Below are 26,889 nucleotides of genomic sequence, written 5' to 3' on the forward strand. Positions count from 1 at the left end.
ACCTCCCGGTTTTCTGTAAATGTTGGTATTACGATATCAGAAAAGTGGACCGAACAAAATAGCCAGTTATAGTATAAATAACCAGTCCAGTATGTGGACCAGACTTTGCCGGGCAAAACGCGCTCCCCCGCATTTCCCAGGATACAACGAATAAAAATTAGTGAAGGTGCACAATACTTCATGGAATTTTAACATAAAAAGCAAATTGTTTCACATTTCGGGCCGGAATATGGTATAATCATTCATGATAAGAAACAATGTTGCATATGAACATAAAATTATTGAATTATTGTTTTATTAAGCATATCATAGAGACAGGAGGAAGAAACATGAAAAGCGTTTTGGTGCGGCTGAACGAATACCAGTTACAGATGACACCGGCGGAGAGCGAGGTCGTCCAGTACATACTGCATCACCCCGAGAAGGCGGCGGAGCTGTCGGTTCATGAGCTTTCGGCCCGGGCGTTCTCTTCATCGGCGACTATCGTGCGGATGTGCCGCCGGCTGGGGTTCGACGGGTATAAGGAATTGCGGCGTTCGCTCCAGTATGAGCTGGCGGTGCGCAAGCAGTCGGAGCTGGAGAAGCGCGACGAAGTGTCGCGGGAGGATTCCCTGGAACAGATGGTGGATAAGATCACCTACAAGAATATCGTTTCCCTGGAGGAGACGAAAAATCTGGTGGATCTGCCGGTTTTGCAGAAATGTGTGGACCTCCTGTGCGTGGCCCGGAACATCTGCCTGTTCGGAATCGGTTCGTCGCTCTGCGTGGCCCGGGATGCTTATCTGAAATTCCTGCGCCTGGATAAGGCCTGCGTTCTCAACGACGACTGGCATTCCCAACTGCTTCAGGCGCGCAACATGCGGCCGGAGGACGTAGGGCTGTTTATCAGCTATTCCGGCCAGACCGAGGAGCTGATCAAATGCGCGGAGGCGGTGAAAAAATCCGGCGCAAAGATGATTCTGATCACCCGGTTTGCCGCCTCGGCCCTTTCGGACTTAGCCGACTACAACCTGTATGTGGCGGCCAATGAATCGCTGTTCCGAAACGGAGCCATGAGCAGCCGGATCAGCCAGCTCAACATGATCGATATCCTGTATACCGCCTACGCGAATACGGATTACGAACGTTCGATGGCGCGTCTCTGCGCGACGCACATTGAGAAACCAAACTATAAAAATGCCAAGGAGGTCAAGCGTTATGCTGGAACTGAATAAACTGACCACGGAGGCCCGCAATCCGGGAACAGCCGGATTGGACACCATGACGCCGCTTGAGATTGCGACGGTGATGAACCGGGAGGACGAACAGGTAGTCGCGGGCGTCCGCAAGGTGCTGCCGGAGGTCGCCGCCGCCATCGGGTGGGTGCAGGAGTCCTTTGAAGCGGGCGGAAAACTGGTCTACATGGGCGCCGGGACGTCGGGGCGTCTGGGGGTGCTGGACAGTGTGGAGTGTCCGCCCACCTTTGGGGTTCCGCCGGAAATGGTGGTGGGCCTGATCGCAGGAGGCGACCGGGCGTTTGTGAAGGCCGTGGAGGGGGCTGAGGATTCCGAAGCCCTGGCCCTTGAGGAGCTTAAGGCCCTGCCGTTGAACGGGCGGGACGTGGTGATCGGGATTGCGGCTTCCGGGCGAACGCCCTACGTGATCAGCGGTCTGCAATACGCCAGATCCCTGGGCTGCAAAACCGTGGCCATCGCCTGCAACGCCGGCAGTCTGGTGGGAAAAGCCGCGGACCTGGCCATCGAGCCGGTGGTGGGGCCGGAGGTGTTGACGGGTTCCACCCGCTTAAAGGCCGGAACCGCCCAGAAAATGATTCTCAACATGATTTCCACCGGCGCAATGGTGGGCATCGGAAAGGTCTACCAGAATCTGATGGTGGACGTGATGCAGACCAACGAAAAGCTCCGCGTCCGGGCCAGAAACATCGTGACGGAGGCCACGGGCTGTTCGGAGGAACAGGCCTGCCGTCTGCTGGAGGCAGCGGGCGGAAACGCAAAGACCGCCATCGTGATGGAACTGTTAAACTGTACCGCCAAGGAGGCGGAACAGAATTTGAAACGCGCTCATGGGCACATCCGAAAATGCCTTTGACGGATAGGGGAATGCGGGTCCAATGGGCCCTGCAATGCAAAAAAATAAGAAAGTGAGAGGTGAATTCTATGAGTAATGAAGAGCTCGCAAAGAAAATCGTCGACTTGCTGGGGGGCAAGGATAATATTCTGAACGCAGAAAACTGCATGACGCGCATCCGGGTCAATGTGAAGGACGGGTCCAAGGCGGACCGCCAGGGAATCAAGAACACACCGGGCGTTCTGGGCGTGGTGGGCGATGAACCCGACTACATCCAGGTGGTGCTGGGACCGGGCAAGGTGCGGGACGTGATGCAGATCTGCACCACCAAGCTGGGCGTGAAGGAGCAGTCCCCCAGCCAGGAAAGCAAGGGGCAGCCCAAAGGCCAGGTGGGCGACTGGGAAGCCAACAAGAAGGCGGTCAAGAGCAATCAGAAGCACCAGAATCTGATCAACAAGGTGCGGGTCCTGGCGGACATCTTCACCCCCATGATCCCGGCGTTCATCGCCTCCGGTATCTGTAACGGACTGGGCAAGGTCATCAAGATTCTGATGACAAACGGCGTGCTGCCGGACGTGGTTGCCGTGGTTGTCATCTACAACATTTTCGTCCTGATCGGCAATGCGTTCCTGTCCTACATGGCCATCTTCACCGGCGTCCGGGCCGCCAAACAGTTCGGCGTCAACGAGATGCTGGGCGGCATGATCGGCGCGGCCTCCTTAAACTCCGTGGTCAACACCATTTCAACGGCCATCGGCTGGTACAACAAGGACGTGGTCAATGATTCCGTTCTGGCCACCGGCGCGGGCGGCATCATCGGCGTTGTCATCGGCGTATGGATTCTGGCCCAGATCGAGCGCTGGGTGCACAAGCACATGCCGGAGGTTCTGGACGTGTCCTTCACGCCTCTGATCTCCATGCTGATCGCAGTACCGTTCTTTGTGCTTCTGGTAATGCCTGTGACCGGCTGGCTTTCCACCCTGGTGTCGGCGTTCCTGAACCTGTTTATCAATTCCACTAACCCTGTGGTCAGCGTGATCGCCGGATATATACTGGCGGCCACCTTCCTGCCCCTGGTGCTGCTGGGGCTGCACAGAGGACTTGTACCCATCTACGCCATCCAGATTGAATCCCTGGGCGGAACCACCCTGTTCCCGGCGGTAGCCATGGCGGGCGCCGGACAGGTGGGCGCGGCCATCGCCCTTTACATCAAGGCAAAACGCGTGGGCAACCACCGCTTAAACCGTGTTATTGCAGGCGCTCTGCCCGCAGGCATTCTGGGCATCGGCGAACCCTTGATTTACGGCGTTACCCTGCCGTTAATGAAACCCTTTATCACAGCCGGTCTGGGAGCCGGTTTCGGCGGAGCCTACGTCATGCTGACCCATGTCATGAGTACGGCCTACAGCCCCTCGGGCCTGCTGGCAGTCACCCATATGCTGCCGGAGTGCATGCTGAATTACCTGATCGGCATGGTCATTGCCTACATTGCAGCCGCGGTGATCACTTACATTTTCATTCCGGTTGAGGATATCGAGAACGCATAGGAGCGAAGTTCATGATTGATTTGCACACCCATACCTGTTGTTCGGACGGGGCCGACAGCGTGGAGGCGCTTCTGCGCCGGGCTGAGGAAATGAAGCTGTCCGTCCTGTCCATCACGGATCACAACACGGTCGCAGCCTACCGGGGCCGCGGAATTTCGGAATACTCCGGGACGCTGATCCCGGGAGTTGAGATCACCTGCATGTACCAGGGCGAGGTGGTGGAGGTCCTGGGCTACGGCTACCGGCTGGCGGACATGGAGGTCGAACTTTCCCGCCATGTGCTGACCTTTGCGGAGAAGCAGAGGCGGGAGTTTGAACTGATCTGCGCGGCCTTGCGCCGGGCGGGAGCGGCCTTTGACCCGGCGGAAATATCCTTTGACCCCACAAAGGAATCCAGCCGGAAAGCCTTTCTGCGCCATCTGAATCAATTTCCGGAGAACCGCCGCTTTTTCAGCAGCGATGAGACCTGGCAGAGCTCTAAGGCGTTTACGCGGGAGGAGATTTACAACCCGGAGAGCCGCCTCTACGTGGACGAAGCGCCCCTGTACCCGGATGTGCGCACCGCGGTGGAGATGATCCACCGCAGCGGCGGGATCGCGTTTCTTGCCCACCTGTACATCTACGCCCACGCGCCGGAATTCCGGCGGCGGCTCTGGGAGATCGTCCGGGAATTCGGCCTGGACGGCGTGGAGTGCGCCCACTCCGCGTTTACGGCGGAGCAGATACTGGATTTAAACGGTTTCTGCCGGGAGCACGGCCTGCTGCGAAGCGGCGGCAGCGACTACCACGGCAGCCGCAAGCCGGGCGTGAGCCTGGAAACCGGGCGTGGGCAGCTGGATATTACGGAGGAATATCTGAAGGAGTGGCCCGGGGATAAACGCCGTGGCTGGGAAACAGACGGCATTTTACCGCCTCCGCAGGTGTAAAATTGAAAATATTGTACCCTCAGGGCACGGTTTCGCAGGCAAAGCGGAATCGTGCCCTGTTTTGCCGCCCAGGCCGGGGAAAGACGACAAATTTGTTGGCGGTTAAGATTTTTTTGAATCATAAAGAAATAAAATGAATTAAAATGAATCAAAAAGGTTGACAGTGAATCATGGCGATGATATAGTTAATTCATAAGATCCGGCGGAGTTTATACATCTGAAATAAGGAAGAAAGGGGGGAACGCAGGGAAGTGGCAGATCAGATGTGTCGGAGGTATTTGCTGTATTAAAAGAATGTAAACCGCAGAATATGATAATGATCAGGAGGATTCAAAATGGGGGACATAATGAGGTTTCTTTCGCCAAATCTGATTAAGGTTAATATGCAGGCAGAGAGTCGGGATGAGGCGGTTCGTGAACTGGCGGAGTTGCTCTTTCAGGAGCGGGTATTGAAGGACAAAGAACGGTATATTCAGGATGTGTTGGAGCGGGAGGCTCAGGTTTCCACAGATTTGGAAAATGGGGTGGCTTTACCCCACGGTAAGTCGGAAACGGTGCTAAGGCCCGCCGTGGCAATCGGAACATCGGCCCGGGGGATTCGGTTCAGCGGAGAAGGCACGTCCAGCCGGGTCATTTTTCTGATCGCGATGCCGGATCAGGCGGATGATACCCACATTACCTTGCTCAGCGGTATCACGTCGCGGTTGCTGGATAATGCCTGCTTGGAGCGCATTAAGGGCGCGGCAGAACCGGAGGAGATTCTGGCGGCCCTCACGGAAGAGAAGGCTGGCGCAGCGCGCGGCGGCACGGGAAAGTTTCTGATCGGGGTGACGGGCTGTACCGTGGGCGTGGCCCATACATATCTGGCGGCCAAGGCTCTGGAGAAGGCGGCCAGGGAACTTGGCGCGGAAATCAAGGTGGAGACCAACGGCTCCATTGGTACGGAAAATGTGCCGACCAGGGAGGAGATTGAACGGGCGGAGGGAATCATCATCGCCAGCGACAAGGAGACGGATATGGAGCGATTCCGGGGAAAACGGGTGGTGAACACCAATGTGAAGGAGGGAATCGATCATCCGGAGGAACTGATCCGCATGGTGCTGGATGGGAAAGCGCCCCTGTACGGTAAGGGACAGGCGGAACCTGCAAAAGAGAGGCGTAGCCCTGTGGCGGAAAAGGGGACCGCTCAGGCAGCTTCTGGCGGTAAAATGCTCTATAAGGCGTTGATGAACGGCGTTTCCTTTATGATTCCCTTCGTCGTGATCGGAGGATTGCTCATTGCGATCTCCCTGGCGGTGGGCGGGGAACCTACGCCTCAGGGGCTGGTGATCCCGGAGGGCAGCTTCTGGAATCAGATTTCCGCTGTGGGAAGCGCCGGCTTTACCATGATGATTCCGATTCTGGCGGGCTACATCGCGTATGCCATTGGCGACCGCGCGGCTTTAGCGCCCGGTATGATCGGCGGCTGGATCGCCAACAACGGCTCTTTTTACGGAGCGGATGCGGGTACGGGATTCATCGGCGCCATTGCGGCAGGGCTGCTGGTGGGCTACTTTGTCAGATGGATGAAGCAATTTAATTGGCCGGAGGTGATCAGGCCTCTTGTGCCGATTATGATTATTCCCATCACCGGCTCCCTGTTTATCGCATTTATCTTTATATTTATCATCGGCGCACCCATTGCCTCCCTGATGACTGCGCTCTATTCCATGCTGGAGTCCATGTCTGCGGGAAGCATGATCCTGCTGGGCATTGTGATCGGACTGATGCAGGGCTTTGACATGGGCGGACCCTTCGGAAAAGTGGCGTTTATGTTTTCAGTGGGACTGATCGCGGAAGGCCAGCCCCAGTTTATGGGAGCGCAGGCTATGGCGATTCCCGTAGCGCCACTGGGAATGGCGCTGGCCACCTTCCTGGACAAAAAGCATCAGCTGTTCCTGCCTGAGGAGACAGCCAACGGCAAGGCGGCTCTGGCGATGGGACTGGTAGGGATTTCCGAGGGCGCGATTCCCTTCGCGGCCGGGGACCCGCTGGCGGTAATTCCCGCCAACATGATCGGCTCCGCAGTGGCCTGCACCATGGCGTTTCTCTTCGGAATCACAGATTCCGTGGCTCACGGAGGCCCCATTGTACTGATTCTTGGCGCAGTGAACAAACCCCTGATGGGACTGATCTGTATGGCTGCTGGAACGGTGGTGACGGCAATGGTCTGTATGACATTAAAACGGCTTAAATTAAAAAACAGCAGATAGGAGTGTTGACTGTGGCAAGGATAAATATTGATGGCGAGCAGAATGTGGAGGTCAGTATAAAGATTCCCAGCCAGAAGACGCCAAAAGAGCAGCTGGAGATCATGGAGGCCTACACTAGGGCGCATATGGAAAGTGGTGGACTGGACAAAGCCCAGCGGGAATTAGCATGCCTGAGAACCATTTACCCAGCGCTGTTTCGCACCATCGAGGAGAGGGATTTAATCGCAGGCCGCCTGGATTTCCTTCCCATCGGCTTTGGATGTGTGACCAGTATCGGTGGAGTTGGGCATTACTGTGTGTTCCACAAGCTCAGGGAGTTTAAGCAAATGCTGTCTGATCCTCGGGATTTGGCCCGTGTGGACCGTCTCTACGACTACTGGCAGGAGTGGGATGTGAAAACCATTTACTGTCAGGACGTGTTAAACGATACCACAACCGGCCGTTTCATTGACTGCGATTATCCCTTGATGGCCACAGCCAGGCTCAGCGGCATGATGCTGAACTATAAGAAACTTATGCGCCTTGGAGTGGGCGGACTGATGAAGGAGATCGGGGCGCGGATATCAGCTCTTGAGGCAGCTACGGATGCGGACCGGGGTTCCATCTCCTTTTTGCAGGCCGCGCTGGGGACCCTTGAGCTGTTTCAGGAGGTAATCAGGAGGCAGTGCCAGCTGGCGCGCGCCGCCCTGGAAGGGGCTGGGGCCGCCAGACTGCGGGAACTGCAGCTGATGGAGGCGGATCTGGAGGCGATTCGGGAGAATCCGCCGGAGACGTTTCATCAGGCCTTGCAGCTGCTCTGGCTGTACGCGCTCTGCGCCGGGGCCATCAACTACGGCAGGCTGGACGACGCTCTGGGAACTTTTTTGAAGGAAGATCTGAATCAGGGCAGGATTACCCAGGAGGAGGCTTACAGATATTTGAAATCCCTGTGGAGCCTGATCGAGAACCGGAGAACCACGGTCAACGGCAGGATCATTGTGGGCGGGGCCGGAAGAGAGGACCCGGAGGCAGGGGATATCTTCACCAGAATCTGCCTTCGGGTCTGCCGGGACACCCGGTATGTAGAGCCGCAGTTTACCCTGCGCCTGTACCGGGATACGCCTCAGGATATTCTGGATATGGCCTACGACTGCATCGCGGAAGGGGCCACCTATCCCACGCTGTACAACGACGAGGTCAATATTCCAGCGGTGGAGTACGGCATGAGGGTGAACCGGAGTACGGCGGAGCAGTATGTGCCGTTTGGCTGCGGGGAGTTTGTGATACAGGGCAAAAGCGTGGGAACGCCCAATACCCTATTAAACCTTCTGAAGCTGTTGAACATGGCCATGAATCAGGGCGTGGATCCCATGGACGGTATATACAAGGCTGGGCCGGTCAAGCTGGCATCGCCGGGGGAATACCACAGCTTTGAGGCATTTTATAACGATTATAAACGGCTGTTGGACTACTATTTTGACCTCAGTACAGAGGCCCAGTACCACAGCTACGAGGTGATGAACCGGGAGGTATCCTTCCTGTTCACCAGCATCCTGATGGACGACTGCGTGGGCAGAGGAAAGGCGCTGCTTGACGGCGGCGTTGAGATTCTTGGGGGAACCAATGAGACTTACGGCAATATCAACGCCTCGGACGCGCTGTACGCGGTTAAAACCCTGGTATTTGAACAGGGAAAGTACACTCTGGAGCAGGTGAGCCAGGCGCTGCTGACGGATTTTGCGGAAAATGAAGCCATGCGCCGGGCGCTGTGGAGAGCGCCCAAATACGGGAACGATCATGAGGCGTGCGACAATTTGGCAAACGACCTGTTCGAGTACGTGGCAAAAGGCATCCGCCGGAGAGGAATTGACCGGGGCTTGGGATATTATCTGATCGTTATCAGCAACAACCAGACCAACACGGACTGGGGCCATAGAACCAGCGCCTCTGCGGACGGCAGGAAGAGCGGTATGTTCATGAACCCGGCTAATAACCCGCAGGGAGGCGCAGCAAAAAATGGCCCTACGGCGGTTTTGAATTCCCTGGCCCGTTTCCGGGCCAGGTATCACGGCGGCAGCGTCCAGAACATAAAATTCACGCCCAGGATGATGGCTGAGGACCGGGAGAAGATCAAGGCCCTGTTTCGCACCTATTTCAAGCGGGGCGGGTGCCAGCTGATGGTGACGGTGGTGGAGCCGGGGGCCTTGGAGGACGCTCAGAAGAATCCTGAGAAATACCCGGATCTGATCGTGCGTGTGGCGGGCTACAGTGCGGTATTCGTCAATTTGACAAAAGATGTACAGGATGAGCTGTTGAGCAGGGAGTTGTATGATGAGGGTATTTAATATTGAGCGGTTTGCCACCCATGACGGGGACGGAATCCGCACAGTCGTATTCTTAAAGGGCTGTCCCCTGCGCTGCCCATGGTGCTCCAATCCGGAGTCCAGGGAACCGGCCAGGCAGTTGTTTCATACCGCAGGAAAATGCCTGGGCTGCGGCAGCTGCCAGAAGGTGTGTCCGGCGGGCGCGGTCCGGTATGAGGGCGGCAGGGTTCATTTTCGTGTTGAAATATGCACGGAATGCGGAGCCTGTGCAGACATCTGTCCCGGGGAGGCGCTGGAATTTGTGGGCAGACAGATGGAAGCGGAGGAGATTGTCCGGGAGGTGCTGAGGGACCGGGACTATTATGAGGAGAGCGGAGGCGGCGTCACCCTTTCCGGGGGAGAGCCGTTTGCGCAGGCCGGGGAGTTGGTCAGGCTGCTTCTGTTGCTGAAACAGCAGGGGCTTAACACTGCGGTGGAGACTGCGGGACAGTATCCCACAGAGCGCCTGGAGGAAGCACTTCCCTATGTAGACACCTGGCTGTATGATGTGAAGCATATTGAGGAAGAGAAGCTTCGGACGGTAGTGGGAGGAGACTGGGGACAGATCGAGAAGAACCTCCGGTTCCTGGCCGGACAGGATAGCAGCCGGATCGTGATCCGGGTGCCGGTGATCCCCGGCTTTAACGACTGTGCAGAGACGCTGGAGCGGATCATCGGCCTGGCAGCCGGGCTGGAAATCCGGCGGGTGGATCTGCTGCCGTACCACACCCTGGGGCGGGAGAAATACGACAAACTGTCCATGGATTACAGTTTGAAGGGGATTCCCATGATGGACCGCAAGAGTCTGTACCCTCTGGGCGCGGTGGGCCGGAAGCTGGGGGTGGAGGTGACTGTGGGGGGAAGAAAGACGGATTGACAGGTGTTTTCCTCCTCTGTTATGATATGGACAAAGGAGGAGATGGATATGCTGTCACAGCAAAGGCTTTATCATATCATGAGTATTGTGAAAGAACAGTCCTTTGTGACCATAAAGGAATTGATGGATCAACTGGACGTATCAAAATCCACAGTCAACAGGGATCTCATTGAGCTGGAGGAACAGGGGCTTATTACCAGGGAGCGGGGAGGGGCCATGTGCAGGGAGGTGTCGGATACCTTAAGTGCCTTCAACGAGGTGCCCACTGTGAATAAAGAGAACTTGTGCGCCGAGGCTAAAGCGGCGGTTTGCAGCAAGGCGGTGCGGAATGTGAAGGACGGGGACTGCGTGTATGTGGACTCGGGCACCACGCCGGTGTATTTGCTGCCTCATCTTCTGGCGCGGAAGGTGAAGATTGTGACTCCCAGCATTTATCTGATCAAGAAGGTTCCCATTACCTACAAAGGGGATATCTATTTGCTGGGCGGCCGCTTTTCGCCGGACTACGATCTCAGCTCGGGGCCGATGGCGGTGGAAATGATTCGCAGCTTTAACTTCGACCATGCGTTTTTCAGCACCAACGGGGTGAGCACGGAGAGCGGGGAGGTCTATATTTTTGATATGGAGATCGGTACAATGAAGAAGGAGATCATGAAGAAAAGCCAGAACCGGTATCTGCTGATCGACGACTCCAAGTACCGGATCAAGGCGATGTTTACCTGGGCAAAATTGGAAGAATTTACCAATGTATATGTGAATCAGGCGCCGGCAGGGGAAATGCCGGAGAATTTTACGGTCTGCCCATAAGTTTCGTTAGTCCGCTGTTCTCCAGAGACGGCGGGAATAAAAATTGAATCGAGCGACACCGCCCCGGAGCCGGGTTTGCCGGCCAGGGGCGGTTTTTCGCTTTTTGCGGGATGGGATACTGAGCGGAAAGCGGACGGAAAAACACCGATGGACATTTTCGCTGTTTTGTAGTAATGTTATAAATTAATACGGCCTGCCGCGGCCGGAGAGAGGTCCCACCCGGCCTGCCCGGCCCGGCAGCCACCCGCCCGGCAGGCCCGCCAAAGAAAAATACACACGGAGTGATACGCAATGGAACGCAATCGTCTGATCGCAAAAGCAGAAATCGTCTTCTCAATGGCAGTATTTGGCACCATCTCCATTTTCGTGCGGAACATCCCGCTGCCCTCCGCGGAGCTGGCGCTGTACCGGGCGGTGATTGCGGCCGCAACCCTGCTGGTGTGGCAGCTTCTGACCCGGACCATGGTGCGGTTCCAGGACATAAAAAAAGAGCTGCCCCTGTTGCTTCTCTCAGGGGCGGCCATGGGCGTGAACTGGATTCTGTTTTTCCAGGCTTACAAGTACACCAGCGTGGCGCTGGCCACCCTGAGCTACTATTTTGCGCCGGTGCTGGTCACGGTGGCCAGTCCTCTGCTGTTTCAGGAGCGGCTCACCGGGCGGCAGATGTTCTGCTTTGTCATGTCCACCCTGGGTCTGGTGCTGGTGATCGGCGTCAGCGGGGGCGCGGGGGCGCGGGGGCGGGGGACACGGCTGGGGTGCTCTTCGGCCTTGGAGCGGCGGTGTTCTACGCGACCGTGGTGCTCTGCAACAAGGGAATCCGCAATGTGACCGGAATCAACCGCACCTATCTGCAGTTTCTGGCCTCCATCGCGGTGCTGCTTCCCTATGTCCTGCTCACCGGGGGATTTCACCTGGCACAGCTTCCGGCTAAAGGCCTCATAAGCCTCCTGGTGGTGGGCGTCGGCTATACGGGGATCGCATACACCCTTTACTTTTCCTCCCTGCGCTACCTGAAGGGGCAGGAGGCGGCGATCCTAAGCTACATCGACCCGCTGGTGGCCGTGCTGGTGTCGGTGACCGTGCTGGCGGAGTCCGTCACCTGGCTGCAGGCGGCCGGCGGGGCCATGATCCTGGGCTTCACCATCCTGAATGAGCTGAAGCCGAAGGGGGCGGCGTAAGCCACCGGCGTTTTCCTGCAGCGGAAAAACGTGTCGGCGCGGGCGGATGTTTCTTATGATTTCCACAAAATATCCCGGTTCACCGTCCGGTAAAACAACCTGCGTATCTCCTCCGGCTCCTTGGTCTGTCCCAGGATCCACATGATTTTTGTCACCGTCGCCTCCAGGGTCATATCGTAGGATTCCAACAGCCCGAATTCCTGCTTGATGTTCTTGCCCACCTCGTAGACGGACATGTTGCTGCCTTCATTGGTGACCTGGGTGGTCATGACCACGGTCTTGCCAAGAGCGGTCCAGCGGCCCACGGCCCGGTAGTAGTCCCCGGAGTCGTAGGAGGGCAGGCCGCCCACGCCGAAGGATTCGATGATCACCGCGTCGTAGTGCCCGGCCATATAGTCCAAAAGGGAGGCGTCCATGGACGGGATCAGCTTTAACAGCACCACGCCGGAGCTCATCTCGTGGTAGAATTTCACCTGAGCGCATTCCGGTTTGTCGTCCAGGTAAAACAGAATGTGGTCCTCCTGGATGGCTGCGATATAGGGGAAATTGATGCTGGAAAATGCGTTGTAGCTCTTGGTCCGCTCCTTCTTGCCGCGGGTTCCGGCGATCACCTTGCCGTCAAAGACAATGTTCACCCCGTGGGCGCGGTCGTTGGAGGCGAAAAACAGGCTGTCTGCCAGATTGGTGCGCGCGTCGGTATTTTCCATGTCGATGGGCTTCTGGGCCCCGGTGATCACGATGGGTTTGGGGGAGTCCTGAACCAGGTAGGACAGGGCCGCGGCGGTGTAGGCCATGGTGTCCGTGCCGTGGCAGATCACAAAGCCGTCGTAGCGGTCGTAGTGCTCCTCAATAGCCCGGGCGACGGCCAGCCAGTGGCGGGGCTGCATGTTGGTGCTGTCGATATTGAATACCTGAAGGCTGTCGATGTCGCAGTAGCGCTTGCTGTCCGGAACGTAGGTCAGGATTTCCTCGGACGTGATCACCGGTTTAAGGCCTGCGTCGCTGCGCTTGCACGCGATGGTGCCGCCGGTTCCTAACATCAATATGTGTTTCATAGATTTCTCCTTTGAAGGGTAAAATGAGAACGGTGTGCCGGTAGGTTCCAATGCGATTATATTCGATATTCCGTTTTTGTCAATAGCCTGAACCGGACCGGACCGGAGGTGGCGACGGTTGAATTTATTACGAAAACCTGAAGTTTGCAATCCACTCATTGGTTTTTAGCAGGTTTCATGGTAGAATGGAATTAACTTCGTGAAAGGAGGGGATTCTGTATGGTAGTAATCTATTGGATGATCGCGTTTCTGGTCTTTCTTGGAGTGGAGGCGGCGACCACATCCCTGGCGAGTATCTGGTTTGCAGGGGGAGCGCTTGCCGCGCTGGCGGTGGCAGCCGTGGGACTGGGCGTAAAGGCACAGCTTATTGTGTTTGTTCTGGTTTCTTTTATTCTGCTCCTGCTGGTACGTCCCCTGGCTTCCGGCTTTATGAAGGGGAAGGACACGAAGACCAATGTGGACGGCCTGGTGGGACGTAAGGCCGTGGTTAAGGAGCGGGTGGACAATTTGGCCGGCACCGGCACGGCGGTTTTGGGAGCCGAGACCTGGCTGGCCCGTTCTGTGGTGGAAGGACAGATCTTCGAGCCGGGAACTGTGGTGGAAGTGGCTGCGATCAGCGGCGCCAAGCTGATAGTCAAGGCATAATGTAAGAGGTATGAAAGGAGAAAAAGTATGTTTTTTGAAGGACTGGGAACATTTTTGGTGGTGATTATCATTCTGGTAATCGTGCTGGCCATTGTTTCATCCTGCGTGCGCATCGTGCCCCAGGCCCGTGCGCTGGTGGTGGAGCGGCTGGGCGGTTATCTGGGAACCTACGGCGTAGGACTCCATATTCTGGTACCCTTTATCGACCGGGTGGCCAGAAAAGTGGATTTGAGGGAGCAGGTGGAGGATTTTCCGCCTCAGCCCGTAATCACCAAGGATAACGTCACCATGATGATCGATACGGTGGTATTTTACTATATCACAGACCCCAAGCTGTACGCCTACGGCGTGGAGCGTCCCCTGCAGGCCATCGAGAACCTGACGGCTACCACGCTGCGAAACATCATCGGCGATCTGGAGCTGGATGAGACGCTGACCTCCCGCGAGACCATCAACGCCAAGATGCAGGAATCCCTGGATATCGCCACGGATCCCTGGGGCATCAAGGTCACCCGCGTGGAGTTAAAGAACATTATGCCTCCGGCCGCCATTCAGGAAGCCATGGAGAAGCAGATGAAGGCGGAGCGGGAACGCCGCGAGTCGATCCTGAGAGCAGAGGGTGAGAAGAAGTCCATGATCCTGGTGGCAGAGGGCCACAAGGAGTCCGCGGTTTTAAACGCCCAGGCCGAGAAGGAAGCGGCCATCCTGCGCGCGGAAGCGGAGCGGGAGAAGAAGATCAAGGAGGCGGAAGGCCAGGCGGAGGCGATCCGCACCGTGCAGATGGCACAGGCCGACGGTATTCGGTTTATCAAGGAGGCTGGTGCCGACAACGCAGTGCTGCAGCTTAAGAGCCTGGAGGCCTTTGCGGCGGCGGCCAACGGCAAAGCTACCAAGATCATTATCCCCTCGGAGATTCAGGGAATCGCCGGTCTGGTGAAGTCCATCGCCGAGGTAGCCGGGACCGAAAAAGCGGAGACGCCGGAAAAGTAAGAACATTTTAACGGGAGGCCGGCAGAGCCGTTGGCGATGAACGCGCCTCCCAACCAATATTATCATGACAGGGCAGGGAAAACGTGTTATGAAAGCAGTCGATCAATCCACGAAACAGGGGACGGAGCTGCAGGAACAGGCCGGAGGCGCCGCCATGGACAACAAGATTGTCAATGGCAGTATCTTCGGCCAGTTGTTGCTTTTTTTCTTTCCCATTTTATTTGGAACTTTCTTCCAGCAACTTTACAATACGGCGGACGCCATGGTGGTGGGCCGCTTTGTGGGCAAACAGGCCCTGGCCGCGGTGGGCGGCAGCACCAGCACGCTGATCAACCTGCTGGTTGGTTTTTTTATTGGCTTATCCAGCGGCGCTACGGTGGTAATTTCCCAGTATTACGGGGCGGGCAAGGCGGATAAGGTGCACTGGGCGGTACATACCTCGGTGGCGTTTTCCGTGGTCGGCGGACTGGTGATGATGGTGGTGGGCATTGCCTGCGCTCATCCGGCTCTGGTGGCTATGAAGACGCCCGACGATGTGATGGGGCACTCCATGATTTACCTGCGCATCTATTTCGTAGGCACTGTGGCCAACCTGCTCTACAATATGGGGGCGGGTATTCTGCGGGCAGTGGGCGACTCCAAGCGGCCGCTGTATTTTCTGATCATCAGCTGCTTTGTCAACATTGCGCTGGATCTGTTCTTTGTGGCGTATTTAAAGATCGGCGTGGCGGGGGCGGCCCTGGCTACGATCCTTTCCCAGTGCATCAGCGCGGCCATGGTGATGGTGTGCCTGATGCGGACCAAAGACATTTACCAGCTGGTGTGGAAGGCAGTGCGCATCGACCGCAGGATGCTGCGCAGGATCGTGCGCATCGGTTTCCCGGCGGGCATGCAGTCCATCATGTACAATGTCTCCAACGTGATCATCCAGACCGGAGTCAATACCCTGGGTACGGACAACGTGACGGCCTGGGCCACCTACGGCAAGGTGGACGGCCTGTTCTGGATGATGATCAGCGCCCTGGGAATCTCCGCCACCACCTTTGTGGGCCAGAATTACGGCGCGGGCCGTATGGACCGGGTGCGCAAGGGAACCAGCGTCTGTATGGGAATCGGTGTGCTTTTGACCACCATCGTGGGCGTTGTGCTGTACACCGGCGGCTATCTATTGGTGGACCTGTTCACCGAGGACGCGGAGGTGCGGAGGATCAGTATGGAGCTGGTTCGTTTCATGGTTCCCACCTTTATCACCTATATCGCCATCGAGGTGCTCTCGGGAACCCTGCGCGGCGTGGGCGACGCCTGGATGCCGCTTGTGATCACGGGAGTGGGAATCTGTGCGGTGCGTGTGCTGTGGATTATCGTGGCGCTGCCGGTACGTCCCCACATCCTCACCGCGGCCTTCAGCTACCCGCTGACCTGGACCATCACATCCCTGGCGTTTGTGGTGTATTACTACTGTTTCAGCCGGTTGAGGCGGTTTAATTTGAAGAAATATTTCCGCTTACCGAGATTTTAAATTAAGATAGCAAAAAATTCCAATCTCATTTACCGGTAACCGCCGGAAGGGGGCGCTGGCACAGGCGCTCCCTTCTTTTAACGATTTTTATAAATGCGCGGATGGAGTGGTGGTGGAGATGAAGAGGGCAAAACGTGTTTTAATTGTACTCACGGTGCTGGCGCTGTGCGCCCTGTTCGGGTTCCGGCGGGACATAGGCGCTGGGGTCAACGACCGGTATAAGGAGGCGCTTTGGGAGCGGTATTTCGGGGCCGGGCAGACGGACGGCCTGGAGGTGCTGGAGTCCTCGGACTACTGTGGAATTGAAGAGTCCTCGGGGGAGTTTGTAGTCTGGGTCGGAGTGGTCATTCGGAGCGGGTTTTCGCAGGGAGAACTGGAAGCTCTGCTGGAGCAGCGGTATGGAGAGACGGTCGATGTGACATGTGTTCCATATGATGCAGCGTTTGCCAACTCCCACGGCTTTACCGGTATTCAAAAGGAGACTGCGGGGCTGGAATCCACGAAAGGCTATTATTTTATCGGAATCATGTTTGAACCGAAAACAAAGATTGACAAAAGAAACAAAACATAAGCAGGCGGATCATGCCTGGGAGGAATCGGAATGTTACGGATTTTTTTGGTTGAAGACGATGAGGCAATCGCCCGGAATCTGATACGTTTGCTCAGCGCCGAGGGGTTTAGCGTCACGCACGCTCTTACCCGCGGGGAAGCCCACCAGATTCTGGCCGGGAGCCAGTTTGACCTGGCGCTGGTGGACATCTCGCTGCCGGACGGAAACGGCTTTGCGGTCTGCACGGAGATCAAGGAAAATGAGGATATTCCCGTCATTTTTCTCACAGCTTCCGACGATGAGGCCAGCGTGGTCACGGGATTTCATATGGGGGCGGACGATTACGTCATCAAGCCCTTCCGCCCTCGGGAGCTGGTGGCCCGGATCAGGGCGGCTTTGCGGAAAAACGGGCGCTCCGGCGCGGTCTTTAAAATCCATGGGCTCTCCGTGGACACGGCCAGCGGTCTTGTGAAGAAGAACGGCGAAGAGGTTTTTCTCTCCGCCCTGGAATACCGGCTCCTGCTGGTGTTTGTCAACAATCCCAGAGTCATTGTCACCAGGGGCAGGCTGCTGGACGAGCTGTGGGACGCGGCGGGGGAGTATGTCAACGACAATACGCTGACCGTGTACATCAAGCGTCTGCGGGAGAAGATTGAGGAGGACCCGGCCCGCCCGCAGATCATTCTGACCGTCCGCGGAACCGGGTACCGGTTGGGAGGCGCGTATGCTTCGGAATAGGGAGTTTCGCAGGTTTGCCGTTCTCTTTGCCCTGATGAGCGCGGCCGCGGTTACAGCTGGATTTGCCATCAGTCCGGCTGCGGCAGTCCTTGCCGCCGCCATCGCCGTTGCCTTTGGCGCGGCGTTTTTTGTGTTCACCAGAAACCGGTACAAGCGCATCGCCCGGCTTTCCGGCCAGATCGACCGGGTGCTCCACAATGCGGATTACCTGTCGTTCGAGGAAGCGGAGGAGGGGGAGCTGTCCATCCTGAACAGTGAGATTTCGAAAATGACCCTGCGCATCCGGGAGCAAAACCAGGAGCTGAGACGGGAAAAGTCCAACCTGGCCGCTTCCCTGGCCGACATCGCCCATCAACTGCGCACCCCGCTCACATCCGCGGGCCTGATCCTGCCGCTGCTGGCGGACAGCCCGGAGGAGGGGGAGCGCAAGGCCCTGGCCAGGGAAGCGGAGGAGCTGCTCGTGCGCATGGACTGGCTGCTCACCTCCCTGTTGAAGATATCCCGTCTGGACGCTGGAATCGTGGAGTTTCAGCGTCGGCGGATTGCGGTGGACGAACTCATCCGGGCCGCGCTGCGCCCGCTTCTGATCCCAATGGAGCTGCACGGAATCCGGCTGCAGGTCCGGGTGCCGGAGGGCGTGGAGCTTTGGGGCGATTTTGGCTGGCTCTCGGAGGCGGTGGAAAACATCCTCAAAAATTGTCTGGAGAGTGCCGGGGACAACGGACGGATTGAGATCGCCTGTTCGGACAATCCGCTGTTTACCGAGCTAACCGTCCGCGACAGCGGTGCGGGCTTTGAGCCGGAGGACCTGCCCCGGCTGTTTGACCGTTTTTACCGGGGGAAAACCGCAGGCGCATCGGGATACGGGATTGGGCTGGCGCTCTGCCGGATGATTATCACGGGCCAGGGCGGGTCCGTCACCGCGGGGAATCACCCCCAGGGCGGCGCGGTATTCTCCATCCGCTTCCCAAAGTGACGGATCTGTCACCTAAAAGTCACGAAACTGTAAGCCAAAGGTTCTATTATATGAGTAGACGTTATAAGGAAAGAAGGGAGCTCACATAATGGAGTTTTTAAAGGTTGAAAACCTGTGCAAGGTCTACGGCAAAGGCGAAAGCCGTGTTACCGCCCTCGCCCATGTCTCGCTTACCATCGAAAAGGGGGAGTTTACCGCAATCATCGGCACCTCCGGCTCCGGCAAGTCCACGCTTTTGCACATCATCGGCGGGGTGGACGTGCCCACAAGCGGGGCGGTATATCTGGATGGACAGGACGTGTACGCCCAGAACAATGAAGCGCTGGCTATTTTCCGCAGGCGTCAGGTGGGGCTGATCTACCAGTTTCACAATCTGATCCCCACCCTGAACGTGGTGGAGAATATTACCCTGCCCATTCTGATGGACCGGCGGGAGGTCAACCAGGAACGGCTGGATGAACTTTTGGAGCTTTTGGGGCTTTCAGACCGGAAAAACCATCTGCCAAACCAGCTCTCGGGAGGGCAGCAGCAGCGCGTTTCCATCGGTCGCGCCCTGATGAACGCCCCGGCCGTCATGCTGGCGGACGAGCCGACGGGCAGTCTGGACAGCCGGAACGGCCAGGAGATCGTCCGGCTGCTGAAATTGAGCAATATCAAATACGGGCAGACTCTGATTCTGGTCACCCACGACGAGAACATCGCCCTGCAGGCGGACCGGATCATCGGAATATCGGACGGCAGAGTGGTGCGGGATGAGAGGGTGAGGCCATGAACATTTTCAATAAAGTCACTCTCCAGAGTATGAAAAAGAGCCGCACGCGGACCATTGTGACCGTGATTGGCGTCGCCTTGTCCGCCGCCATGATTACGGCGGTGTCCACCTTTGCCGTCTCGCTGCAGAACTACATGGTGAACGGCGCAATTCAAAAATATGGCGGCTGGCACGTGGAGTTTTTGGGCGTCCCGCCCTCCTTTGTCCGGGAGCAGGCCGCAGACAGCCGGGTGGCGGATACCGCCGCCTTTGAGGAGATCGGATACGCGGTGCTGGAAGGCGGAAAAAATCCGGATAAGCCCTATCTGTTCCTCGCGGGATTCAGCCCGGATACCTACGCTTCCCTTCCCATGAACCTGATTTCCGGGCGGCTGCCGGAAAACAGCGGGGAAATTCTGATCCCGGCCCATGTGGCGGCAAACGGCGGCGTGGGGTATCGGGTAGGCGACCGGCTGACCCTTCAGGTGGGAAACCGCAGAAAGGGCGGCGCGGTGCTGGGCCAGCACGACCCCTACAGCCCGGAGGAGACACTGGCGGAGGCGGAACCGGCGGGCGGGGATACGATGGCGCTGGGGGCGGAGAAAACCTACACGGTTGTGGGAATCTGCGAGCGGCCCGGGTTTGAGGAGTCCACGGCGCCCGGATATACCGTTATCACACGGTGGGACGGGACGGATACAGGGGATAACCTCAGCGTGTTTGTCACGCTGAAACAGCCGCGGCAGGTCCGCGCCTACGCGGACGGCGTGCCCGGAAGTTACGCCCGGGTCTTTAACGACGATGTGCTGCGGTTTATGGGGCTTTCCGACGATGCGATCTTTAACGGGCTTTTGTACTCCGTGGTGGGAATCCTGGTAGCCCTGATCATGGTGGGGTCCATTTTCCTGATCTACAATTCGTTCACCATCTCGCTGAACGACCGGGTGCGCCAGTTCGGAATTCTGCTGTCCGTGGGAGCCACCCGAAAGCAGCTGCAGAATTCCGTGCTGTTCGAAGGCCTCTGTATCGGCGCGCTGGGAATCCCCATCGGGATTCTTGTGGGAATTCCTGGCATCAAGCTGGGGCTCTCGCTGGTGTCGGCTAATTTTGGAAACATTATGTACGACACCGTACCCTTAACCCTGAAGGTCTCCGTCCCCGCCCTTGCGGCGGCCGCGGCGGTCAGCATGGCGACGATCCTGATTTCCGCCTATATCCCGGCCCGGAAGGCGGCGGGCGCTCCCGTGATGGAGTGCATCCGACAGACGGGCGAGGTCAGGCTGAACGCGGGGACGGTGAAAACCTCAAAGCTGGCGGCGCGCCTCCTTGGGCTGGAGGGAACGCTTGCGCTGAAAAATTTCAAGCGGAACAGACGGCGCTACCGCAGCATCGTGTTGTCCCTCACCCTGAGCGTGGTGCTGCTGGTGACTGCCAGCACCTTCAGCTCTCATCTGAAACGGGCGGCTGAGGGGGCCGTGATGGACAGCGATTACGATATCTGTTTCTGCGCCCGGGACATGGACGAGGGGGAGCTGTTCGCACTCTACGACAAGCTTCGGACCGCGGACGGAGTATATGAAAGCTCCTATCAGGCGGTGTCAGCTTATACGGCTTCCGTGAACACGGAAGATTTCTCAGCGGGCTACCGGGAATCCGCCGGTTATGGGCCCGGAGGTGAAGTCGTAGAGCTGCCCATGGATGTCCAGTTCATTGAGGATAAACTATATTGGAACTTTATCGAAAGCCTGGGACTCTCCCGGGAGGAATTTACCGGGCCGGACGCTCCACTGATCGCTGTGGCTAAGGCCAAAAAGGCGGATGAAGGGGAGACGGGGGAGAGCAGTCTGATCAATATGTTTGCGGGATCGGGCATAAGCCTGAGCCTGAAACCGGTGATGGACGGCGGGGCGGAAATGGGCGGTGGGGCGGAGACGGGCGCTGGGCCGGAAATGGGCGGTGAGCCGGGGACGAGCGTTGGGCCGCAGACGGACGGCGCGCCGGAAGTGGATCGCCGGCCAGGGGCCGGGCTGGAGCAAAACGTGGTCCTGGCCTTTGTGGACACCATCCCCCTGGATACGCTTCCCAAGCCGCCGTCCGAGGTGACGCCGTACGTGTTCCTGGCGGTGGCGCCCTATGGGGTGAAAGCGGATTTTGTCAGCCCCGGGACGCGGACGGACCTGGGTTTGACCTTCCGGTCTGAAAGTCCGTCGCAATCCACCGCTGAGATGGAGGCCATGATCCGGGGCGCGGGAACCGCCTGCGGTTACACCCTTTACAATATGCAGAAAATACTTGAGCAAAACCGCAACACCACCTTTGTGGTGGACGTGTTCACCTATGTGTTTGTGGCGATGATCTCGCTGATCGCCGTCGCCAATGTGTTCAATACCATCTCCACCAATATCAGACTGCGCAGGCGGGAGCTGGCCATGCTCCGCTCCATTGGGATGTCCGACCGGGATTTCCGGAAAATGATGAGTTTCGAGTGCATATTATACGGCGCGCGGACGCTGTTTCTGGGGCTTCCCATGGCGGGAATCCTCTCCTGGCTGATCTACAGGTGGATGGTTTGGGGAGGCGCTGAGATCGATTTCATGTTCCCCTGGGACAGTATGGGAATCAGCGTGCTCGGCGTGTTCCTGGTGGTGTTCGTCACAATGCTCTACGCGGTGAACCGGATCCGCAAGGAGAATATTATCGACGCGCAGCGGGATGATATGACCTGACGGGAATTTTCACGGCACTGAAAAATATTTAAAAATAGGATGAATATAATCCTGCGCTCCGGGGAATACTCCAGGCAGAAAACATTTAAGGCAGGAGGAATATTCATGATTGTACAGGATGTTGTATTTAATTCGGTGGAGGACGCCCAGCGCTTTGTCAGCCAGGCGGAGCGCTGGCCCTCCGATGTGGACGTGTCCCTGGGCAGCTGCATGGTGGACGGTAAATCGCTGTTGGGCGTGCTGAGCCTGGGAATCCACAAAAAATTGCACGTGACGATTCATGAGAAACCGGAGAACTAAGCGTTATGATTCGCAGCCCCGCGGAAAAGCTCAGTTCTGCAAACCGTAACAACTAAGAATTCAAAATTCAAGAATGTGATACTGGAACTGTACGTCCGCTTTCGTTTATGATATAATAAAAACCGATTCCCACAAACGGCTGTTTTGCAGTCCGCCGGAACGGGAACAGGAAAGCGGGTAAGACATGATACAGGAAATAGCACCAAAGACATTTGATCCCGCCTTCCGGCGGCAAAAGCCGGAAGACAGGGATTTTTTGCTGCATTATGAGTACAACAAGGTGATGCTGAAGAAGGAGGGGGACCGTCTTATGATCCCCACCGTGGGCGAGCTTTTGGAGGAGGCGCCGGAGATCGCCGCGAAGGCGGAATATCTGTTCTCCATCGACGACTGTGCCTATTTTGGGATGCCGGACATGGCGGTGCCGGAATTTGGCGGCTATGTGATGGAGGGTATGCAGATTTTCCGGAAATTTGATCCCATGTACCAGGGCTTTGCCGGGATCACGGGCGGACAGATTTACCGCTTCCGGGAGAGCCGGAAATTCTGCGGCCGCTGCGGACAAAGGATGGAGTACAGCCAGACCGAGCGGGCCATGGTGTGTCCCGGCTGCAAGCAGACGGAGTACCCCAAGATCAGCCCGGCTGTGATCGTGGCCATCACCAACGGGGACAAGCTTTTGATGTCACGCTACGCCCACGGCACCTACCGCCATTTCGCGCTGATCGCGGGTTACGTGGAGGTCGGGGAGACTTTTGAGGAGTGCGTCCGGCGGGAAGTGATGGAGGAAGTGGGGCTGAAGGTGAAAAACATCCGCTATTACAAGAGCCAGCCCTGGGCATTTTCCGACACGGTGATGATCGGCTTTACGGCGGAGCTGGACGGGGACGACACCATACGGCTCCAGGAGGAGGAACTCTCCGAGGCGGGGTGGTACACCCGGGACCAGGTGGAGGATTACAGCCCCTGCATCAGCGTGGGACATGAGATGATGCGCGCGTTTAAGAGCGGGACGCTGTAGGCGGATGGATCGGCGGGAGCTGCCGCCAAAAGCGCAAAAAAGCGGGGCCTGCCGCCTGCCGTAAGGCCTCAAGCCAAGGCAATGAGAACAACGGGATGGAGGATCATACATTTGAAGGATTACATACTATTTGACCTGGACGGGACGCTGACCAATCCCAAGGAAGGGATTACCAAGAGCGTGCAGTATGCGCTGAGGCGCTATGGAATCCAGGTGGACGACCTGGACAGCCTGATACCGTTTATCGGGCCGCCGCTCTCAGAGAGCTTCCGGCGGTTTTACGGCTTTGAGGAGCAGCAGTCCAGGGAGGCGGTACTGGTGTACCGGGAGTATTTCACGGACCGGGGATGGCTTGAAAATCTGGAATACCCGGGCGTCCGCGGGATGCTGGAGCGGCTTTCGGCTGCGGGAAAGCACCTGATGGTGGCGACCTCCAAGCCGGAGGTATTTGCCATGCGGATCTTAAAGCATTTCAACCTGGACGGTTATTTTGAGCATGTGGCCGGAGCCGACCTGGAGGAAACCCGGGTGAAAAAAGCGGACGTGATGCGCTACCTTCTGGAGCGGGCCGGGCTGGGAACGGACCGGGAGAGCATCGCCCGGATGGTGATGGTGGGCGACCGGGAGCACGACGTCCTGGGAGCCGCCGAGCTGGGCATTGACTGCGTGGGCGTGCTCCACGGCTACGGCAGCCGGGAGGAGCTGGAACAGAGCGGAGCCTGCGCGGTGGTGCGGGATGCCAGGGAGCTGGAAGAGCTGCTTCTCACCATGTAATCCGGTCTTGCTATAACTTGAATTCATAATGACCATTCCTATTATATAATTGACAAATAGAATAATGGTTGTTATGATTGAAATTACTATTAAGAAAGTCACGAATGCCCGGTTAAGGGGCATGGTATGGAGAGGGTGGGATGATGATGGATGACAGAATCGTATTGTCATTGCTGGTTGATAACACCGCCGGCGTGCTGGCCCGCGTGGCCGGACTGTTCAGCCGGCGCGGCTATAATATTGAGAGTTTGACCGTGGGTGTCACTGCTGATCCCCGGTATTCGAGAATGACCGTGGTTTCCCTTGGAGACCAGACGGTGCTGGAGCAGATCAAGAACCAGCTCAACAAGCTGGAGGATGTGCGGGATATCAAGGAACTGCAGCCCGACCGCTCCGTTTACCGGGAGCTGATGATGATCAAGGTGAGGGCCGGAGCGGCCGACCGCCAGTCCATCAGCGCGATTTCCAGCATTTTCCGCGCCACCATCGTGGACGTGGGCAAGGATTCCCTGACCGTTATGCTGACCGGCGACCAGTCCAAGCTGGATGCGCTGATCAATCTGCTGGAGGATTATGAGATTCTGGAGCTGGCCAGGACGGGCCTTACGGGTCTGGAACGCGGTTCCGAGGATATCCGTTATCTGCCGTAGGCGGAGTTGTTACATATTACATTGTGAGCTAAGGGCGCGGCCAAAGGCGGACAGAGAGTCGTCGGTTTTGTTACCTTAACATATATTTTCTAAGAGGTATAAGGAGGATAAAGAAATGCCAAAGATTTTTTATCAGGAAGATTGTAATTTATCACTGCTGGAGGGCAAGACCATTGCCGTCATCGGTTACGGCAGCCAGGGCCACGCCCATGCGCTGAACCTTAAGGAGTCCGGCTGCAACGTGATCGTTGGCCTGTACGAGGGAAGCCGTTCCTGGAAGAAGGCGGAGGAGCAGGGATTTGAGGTATATACCGCAGCGGAAGCCACCAAGAAGGCCGACGTGATCATGATTCTGATCAACGACGAGAAGCAGGCCGCCATGTACAAGGAGTCCATCGCTCCCAACCTGCGTCCCGGCATGATGCTGATGTTCGCACACGGCTTTGCCATCCACTTCGGCCAGATCGTTCCGCCCAAGGATGTGGACGTTACCATGATCGCTCCCAAGGCCCCCGGCCACACGGTGAGAAGCGAGTATCAGAGAGGCAGAGGAACCCCCTGTCTGGTTGCGGTTCATCAGGACGCCACCGGCAAGGCACTCGATATGGCGCTGGCTTACGGCCAGGGCATCGGCGGCGCAAGAGCCGGAATCCTGGAGACCACCTTCCGCGTTGAGACTGAGACCGACCTGTTCGGCGAGCAGGCTGTGCTGTGCGGCGGCGTTTGCGCGCTGATGAAGGCTGGATTTGAGACTCTGGTTGAGGCCGGATACGCTCCCGAGAACGCGTACTTCGAGTGCGTACATGAGATGAAGCTGATCGTGGACCTGATCTACGAGAGCGGCTTTGCCGGCATGCGCTACTCCATCTCCAACACGGCTGAGTACGGCGATTATATCACCGGACCGAAGATCGTGACCGACGAGACCAGAAAGGCCATGAAGAAGATCCTGTCCGATATCCAGGACGGTTCCTTCGCCAAGGAGTGGCTGCTGGAGAACCAGGTTGGCAGCCCGCACTTCAACGCCATGAGAAAGAACGAGGCCGAGCAGCCGTTAGAGAAGGTCGGCGCGGAGCTGAGAAAGCTGTACAGCTGGAACGACACCGACAAGCTGATCAACAACTAAACAGAATGAACGACCGGGGCAGGCAAGGCTTGCCCCGTTTTTGCGCTACAATGGGCCGCTATCATAGACTTTGGGCGAACCATTGGGAATGCGGAACGGAAAAACTCCCACAGGCCCGGCAGGACGTTGTGGGAGTTTTTGTGTGGGGAAATGGGAACTGCGTCAGTACAGGAATTCCAGAAACGTTTTTAAGGCCATGGCCTGGTTGCTGGGATGGTAGGCGAAGCCGATGGTGCGGCGGGAGATGGAATTCTGCAGGGGAATCTCCACCAGCACGCCGGTGTCCAACTCCTTCTGCACCAGCTCCCGGATCACGCAGGCCACCCCCAGGCCGATCTTGGCGAATTCGATCAGCAGGTCCATGGTGGTGACTTCCAGAATCTGGTGGGGGAAGATGGCATTTTCCGCCATGTACTCATCCACATGGTGGCGGGTCATGTTGTTCTCGTCCAACAGCATGATATTGCCGGTCTCAAAGATGTTGGTATCCGAACCCTCCCGCAGGTACAGGTTCTCCAGATAGGCCCTGGTGGACACGAAAATGTCCTGGATATCCATCACCGGGATAAAGGAGAGGTCCTTTCGCAGGGACGGCTCCGCCACCAGTCCCAGGTCGATCTTCTGCTGCTCCAGGCGGTTTAAGGTCTGGACCGTGGACTGGCTCTCAATGGTCACCTTCATGTGGGGATACTGGTCGATAAAGGTTTTCAGGTACGGGAGCAGGATGTACTTGCACAGGGTGTTGCTGACGCCGATTCGCAGGTGGCCGATGTCGAATTCCTGGATCCGGCGAAGCTCCTGCTCGCCCCGCTCCAGGGCTTCGAAGGCCTCTCTTGCATGTTCGAAGAGGATCTCCCCTTCGCTGGTCAGCTGCACTCCGCGGGAGCTGCGGGTAAACAGGGAGAGCCCCAGACTGTCCTCCAGCTTGCCGATGGCCTTGCTGATGGCGGGCTGGCTTATGTAAAGCTCCTTGGCCGCCTTGGAAATGTTGCCGGCCTTTGCCACCTCGTAAAAAATTTTGTACTGTGACAGGTTTTGTTCCATATCCTAAAATCCTCTCTAAATGGAATCA

The 26,889-nt window shown here is 57.2% G+C and carries 25 protein-coding genes; 23 read left to right on the top strand and 2 right to left on the bottom strand.

What is annotated here, in order from left to right:
* The first annotated feature begins 329 nt into the window (after positions 1 to 329).
* The 10 genes from ACK2JC_RS23920 to ACK2JC_RS23965 all read left to right on the top strand — a co-directional run bounded on the left by ACK2JC_RS23920 (position 330) and on the right by ACK2JC_RS23965 (position 11,996).
* The gene (locus tag ACK2JC_RS23920; protein WP_092368140.1) at positions 330 to 1,214 is read left to right on the top strand and encodes a MurR/RpiR family transcriptional regulator; all 885 of its coding nucleotides are present in this window, start codon (positions 330 to 332) and stop codon (positions 1,212 to 1,214) included.
* Entirely contained in the window at positions 1,198 to 2,088 is an 891-nt protein-coding gene (gene murQ, locus ACK2JC_RS23925) for an N-acetylmuramic acid 6-phosphate etherase (RefSeq protein ID WP_092368143.1), read from the top strand. The genes ACK2JC_RS23920 and murQ overlap by 17 nt, the downstream gene beginning before the upstream one ends.
* Positions 2,089 to 2,156: 68 nt before the next feature.
* Positions 2,157 to 3,614 carry a PTS transporter subunit EIIC gene (locus tag ACK2JC_RS23930; protein ID WP_118756207.1) on the top strand — a complete coding sequence of 486 codons (1,458 nt, stop codon included), beginning with the start codon at positions 2,157 to 2,159 and terminating at the stop codon, positions 3,612 to 3,614.
* 11 nt (positions 3,615 to 3,625) lie between these two features.
* Entirely contained in the window at positions 3,626 to 4,540 is a 915-nt protein-coding gene (locus tag ACK2JC_RS23935; protein ID WP_368271521.1) for a PHP domain-containing protein, read from the top strand.
* Between the two features lie 335 nt (positions 4,541 to 4,875).
* Positions 4,876 to 6,792, top strand: coding sequence for a fructose-specific PTS transporter subunit EIIC (locus ACK2JC_RS23940; RefSeq protein ID WP_320938075.1), 1,917 nt, complete (start codon positions 4,876 to 4,878; stop codon positions 6,790 to 6,792).
* A gap of 11 nt (positions 6,793 to 6,803) precedes the next feature.
* Positions 6,804 to 9,116: a pyruvate formate lyase family protein gene (locus tag ACK2JC_RS23945; RefSeq protein ID WP_320938074.1), complete on the top strand. Its 2,313-nt coding sequence runs from the start codon at positions 6,804 to 6,806 to the stop codon at positions 9,114 to 9,116.
* Positions 9,100 to 10,011, top strand: a complete 912-nt coding sequence (locus tag ACK2JC_RS23950) for a glycyl-radical enzyme activating protein (protein ID WP_320938073.1) — start codon at positions 9,100 to 9,102, stop codon at positions 10,009 to 10,011. Before ACK2JC_RS23945 ends, ACK2JC_RS23950 begins: the two co-directional genes overlap by 17 nt.
* 48 nt (positions 10,012 to 10,059) lie before the next feature.
* Positions 10,060 to 10,818, top strand: coding sequence for a DeoR/GlpR family DNA-binding transcription regulator (locus ACK2JC_RS23955; RefSeq protein ID WP_118756202.1), 759 nt, complete (start codon positions 10,060 to 10,062; stop codon positions 10,816 to 10,818).
* Between the two features lie 291 nt (positions 10,819 to 11,109).
* Positions 11,110 to 11,646: a DMT family transporter gene (locus tag ACK2JC_RS23960; RefSeq protein WP_368271522.1), complete on the top strand. Its 537-nt coding sequence runs from the start codon at positions 11,110 to 11,112 to the stop codon at positions 11,644 to 11,646.
* Complete coding sequence (locus tag ACK2JC_RS23965) at positions 11,598 to 11,996, top strand: EamA family transporter (protein WP_368271523.1); 399 nt, start codon at positions 11,598 to 11,600, stop codon at positions 11,994 to 11,996. Before ACK2JC_RS23960 ends, ACK2JC_RS23965 begins: the two co-directional genes overlap by 49 nt.
* A gap of 53 nt (positions 11,997 to 12,049) precedes the next feature.
* On the opposite strand, the gene ACK2JC_RS23970 is transcribed toward ACK2JC_RS23965, so the two are convergent.
* Positions 12,050 to 13,051, bottom strand: coding sequence for an asparaginase (locus ACK2JC_RS23970; RefSeq protein ID WP_092368152.1), 1,002 nt, complete (start codon positions 13,049 to 13,051; stop codon positions 12,050 to 12,052).
* Positions 13,052 to 13,270: 219 nt separating this feature from the next.
* Between ACK2JC_RS23970 and ACK2JC_RS23975 the strand changes: the two genes are divergently transcribed.
* From ACK2JC_RS23975 to ilvC, 13 genes are all read left to right on the top strand, one after another.
* On the top strand, positions 13,271 to 13,696 hold the full coding sequence (locus ACK2JC_RS23975; RefSeq protein WP_320938072.1) for an NfeD family protein: 426 nt from the start codon (positions 13,271 to 13,273) through the stop codon (positions 13,694 to 13,696).
* A gap of 27 nt (positions 13,697 to 13,723) precedes the next feature.
* Positions 13,724 to 14,686 (top strand): SPFH domain-containing protein, encoded by a 963-nt coding sequence (locus tag ACK2JC_RS23980; protein ID WP_092368158.1) that lies wholly within the window; start codon positions 13,724 to 13,726, stop codon positions 14,684 to 14,686.
* A 154-nt stretch (positions 14,687 to 14,840) separates the two neighbouring features.
* Positions 14,841 to 16,205, top strand: coding sequence for an MATE family efflux transporter (locus ACK2JC_RS23985; RefSeq protein ID WP_118756262.1), 1,365 nt, complete (start codon positions 14,841 to 14,843; stop codon positions 16,203 to 16,205).
* A gap of 118 nt (positions 16,206 to 16,323) precedes the next feature.
* Positions 16,324 to 16,776 (top strand): hypothetical protein, encoded by a 453-nt coding sequence (locus tag ACK2JC_RS23990; RefSeq protein ID WP_320936747.1) that lies wholly within the window; start codon positions 16,324 to 16,326, stop codon positions 16,774 to 16,776.
* A 30-nt stretch (positions 16,777 to 16,806) separates the two neighbouring features.
* On the top strand, positions 16,807 to 17,493 hold the full coding sequence (locus tag ACK2JC_RS23995) for a response regulator transcription factor (protein ID WP_320936748.1): 687 nt from the start codon (positions 16,807 to 16,809) through the stop codon (positions 17,491 to 17,493).
* Complete coding sequence (locus ACK2JC_RS24000) at positions 17,480 to 18,469, top strand: sensor histidine kinase (protein ID WP_118756199.1); 990 nt, start codon at positions 17,480 to 17,482, stop codon at positions 18,467 to 18,469. The genes ACK2JC_RS23995 and ACK2JC_RS24000 overlap by 14 nt, the downstream gene beginning before the upstream one ends.
* An 88-nt stretch (positions 18,470 to 18,557) precedes the next feature.
* The gene (locus ACK2JC_RS24005) at positions 18,558 to 19,241 is read left to right on the top strand and encodes an ABC transporter ATP-binding protein (protein ID WP_320936749.1); all 684 of its coding nucleotides are present in this window, start codon (positions 18,558 to 18,560) and stop codon (positions 19,239 to 19,241) included.
* Complete coding sequence (locus ACK2JC_RS24010; protein ID WP_368271524.1) at positions 19,238 to 21,946, top strand: FtsX-like permease family protein; 2,709 nt, start codon at positions 19,238 to 19,240, stop codon at positions 21,944 to 21,946. Before ACK2JC_RS24005 ends, ACK2JC_RS24010 begins: the two co-directional genes overlap by 4 nt.
* Positions 21,947 to 22,051: 105 nt before the next feature.
* Positions 22,052 to 22,246, top strand: coding sequence for an HPr family phosphocarrier protein (locus ACK2JC_RS24015; protein WP_024735233.1), 195 nt, complete (start codon positions 22,052 to 22,054; stop codon positions 22,244 to 22,246).
* Between the two features lie 184 nt (positions 22,247 to 22,430).
* Positions 22,431 to 23,267, top strand: a complete 837-nt coding sequence (nudC, locus tag ACK2JC_RS24020) for an NAD(+) diphosphatase (protein WP_320936751.1) — start codon at positions 22,431 to 22,433, stop codon at positions 23,265 to 23,267.
* 105 nt (positions 23,268 to 23,372) lie between these two features.
* Positions 23,373 to 24,041, top strand: a complete 669-nt coding sequence (locus ACK2JC_RS24025; RefSeq protein WP_368271525.1) for an HAD family hydrolase — start codon at positions 23,373 to 23,375, stop codon at positions 24,039 to 24,041.
* A gap of 146 nt (positions 24,042 to 24,187) precedes the next feature.
* Positions 24,188 to 24,691: an acetolactate synthase small subunit gene (gene ilvN / locus ACK2JC_RS24030; protein ID WP_024735219.1), complete on the top strand. Its 504-nt coding sequence runs from the start codon at positions 24,188 to 24,190 to the stop codon at positions 24,689 to 24,691.
* Between the two features lie 115 nt (positions 24,692 to 24,806).
* Positions 24,807 to 25,817 carry a ketol-acid reductoisomerase gene (ilvC, locus tag ACK2JC_RS24035; protein WP_007713890.1) on the top strand — a complete coding sequence of 337 codons (1,011 nt, stop codon included), beginning with the start codon at positions 24,807 to 24,809 and terminating at the stop codon, positions 25,815 to 25,817.
* A gap of 162 nt (positions 25,818 to 25,979) precedes the next feature.
* Here the strand turns inward: ilvC and ACK2JC_RS24040 are convergent, their stop codons facing one another.
* Entirely contained in the window at positions 25,980 to 26,861 is an 882-nt protein-coding gene (locus ACK2JC_RS24040) for a LysR family transcriptional regulator (protein ID WP_007713886.1), read from the bottom strand.
* Between the last annotated feature and the right edge of the window lie 28 nt (positions 26,862 to 26,889).

Source organism: Enterocloster lavalensis, assembly GCF_046603895.1.
Classification (GTDB): Bacteria; Bacillota; Clostridia; order Lachnospirales; family Lachnospiraceae; genus Enterocloster; species Enterocloster lavalensis.

Bases quoted from the DNA above. Each gene is read 5' to 3' on its own strand.
- ilvN (WP_024735219.1), top strand. From the start codon at position 24,188: ATGGATGACAGAATCGTATTGTCATTGCTGGTTGATAACACCGCCGGC.
- ACK2JC_RS23995 (WP_320936748.1), top strand. From the start codon at position 16,807: ATGTTACGGATTTTTTTGGTTGAAGACGATGAGGCAATCGCCCGGAAT.
- ACK2JC_RS23940 (WP_320938075.1), top strand. From the start codon at position 4,876: ATGGGGGACATAATGAGGTTTCTTTCGCCAAATCTGATTAAGGTTAAT.
- ACK2JC_RS23985 (WP_118756262.1), top strand. From the start codon at position 14,841: ATGGACAACAAGATTGTCAATGGCAGTATCTTCGGCCAGTTGTTGCTT.
- ACK2JC_RS23980 (WP_092368158.1), top strand. From the start codon at position 13,724: ATGTTTTTTGAAGGACTGGGAACATTTTTGGTGGTGATTATCATTCTG.
- ACK2JC_RS24000 (WP_118756199.1), top strand. From the start codon at position 17,480: ATGCTTCGGAATAGGGAGTTTCGCAGGTTTGCCGTTCTCTTTGCCCTG.
- ACK2JC_RS23955 (WP_118756202.1), top strand. From the start codon at position 10,060: ATGCTGTCACAGCAAAGGCTTTATCATATCATGAGTATTGTGAAAGAA.
- murQ (WP_092368143.1), top strand. From the start codon at position 1,198: ATGCTGGAACTGAATAAACTGACCACGGAGGCCCGCAATCCGGGAACA.
- ACK2JC_RS23975 (WP_320938072.1), top strand. From the start codon at position 13,271: ATGGTAGTAATCTATTGGATGATCGCGTTTCTGGTCTTTCTTGGAGTG.
- ACK2JC_RS23920 (WP_092368140.1), top strand. From the start codon at position 330: ATGAAAAGCGTTTTGGTGCGGCTGAACGAATACCAGTTACAGATGACA.
- ACK2JC_RS23970 (WP_092368152.1), bottom strand. From the start codon at position 13,051: ATGAAACACATATTGATGTTAGGAACCGGCGGCACCATCGCGTGCAAG.
- ACK2JC_RS24010 (WP_368271524.1), top strand. From the start codon at position 19,238: ATGAACATTTTCAATAAAGTCACTCTCCAGAGTATGAAAAAGAGCCGC.
- ACK2JC_RS23960 (WP_368271522.1), top strand. From the start codon at position 11,110: ATGGAACGCAATCGTCTGATCGCAAAAGCAGAAATCGTCTTCTCAATG.
- ACK2JC_RS24015 (WP_024735233.1), top strand. From the start codon at position 22,052: ATGATTGTACAGGATGTTGTATTTAATTCGGTGGAGGACGCCCAGCGC.
- nudC (WP_320936751.1), top strand. From the start codon at position 22,431: ATGATACAGGAAATAGCACCAAAGACATTTGATCCCGCCTTCCGGCGG.
- ACK2JC_RS23930 (WP_118756207.1), top strand. From the start codon at position 2,157: ATGAGTAATGAAGAGCTCGCAAAGAAAATCGTCGACTTGCTGGGGGGC.
- ilvC (WP_007713890.1), top strand. From the start codon at position 24,807: ATGCCAAAGATTTTTTATCAGGAAGATTGTAATTTATCACTGCTGGAG.
- ACK2JC_RS23990 (WP_320936747.1), top strand. From the start codon at position 16,324: ATGAAGAGGGCAAAACGTGTTTTAATTGTACTCACGGTGCTGGCGCTG.
- ACK2JC_RS23935 (WP_368271521.1), top strand. From the start codon at position 3,626: ATGATTGATTTGCACACCCATACCTGTTGTTCGGACGGGGCCGACAGC.
- ACK2JC_RS24040 (WP_007713886.1), bottom strand. From the start codon at position 26,861: ATGGAACAAAACCTGTCACAGTACAAAATTTTTTACGAGGTGGCAAAG.
- ACK2JC_RS24005 (WP_320936749.1), top strand. From the start codon at position 18,558: ATGGAGTTTTTAAAGGTTGAAAACCTGTGCAAGGTCTACGGCAAAGGC.
- ACK2JC_RS23950 (WP_320938073.1), top strand. From the start codon at position 9,100: ATGATGAGGGTATTTAATATTGAGCGGTTTGCCACCCATGACGGGGAC.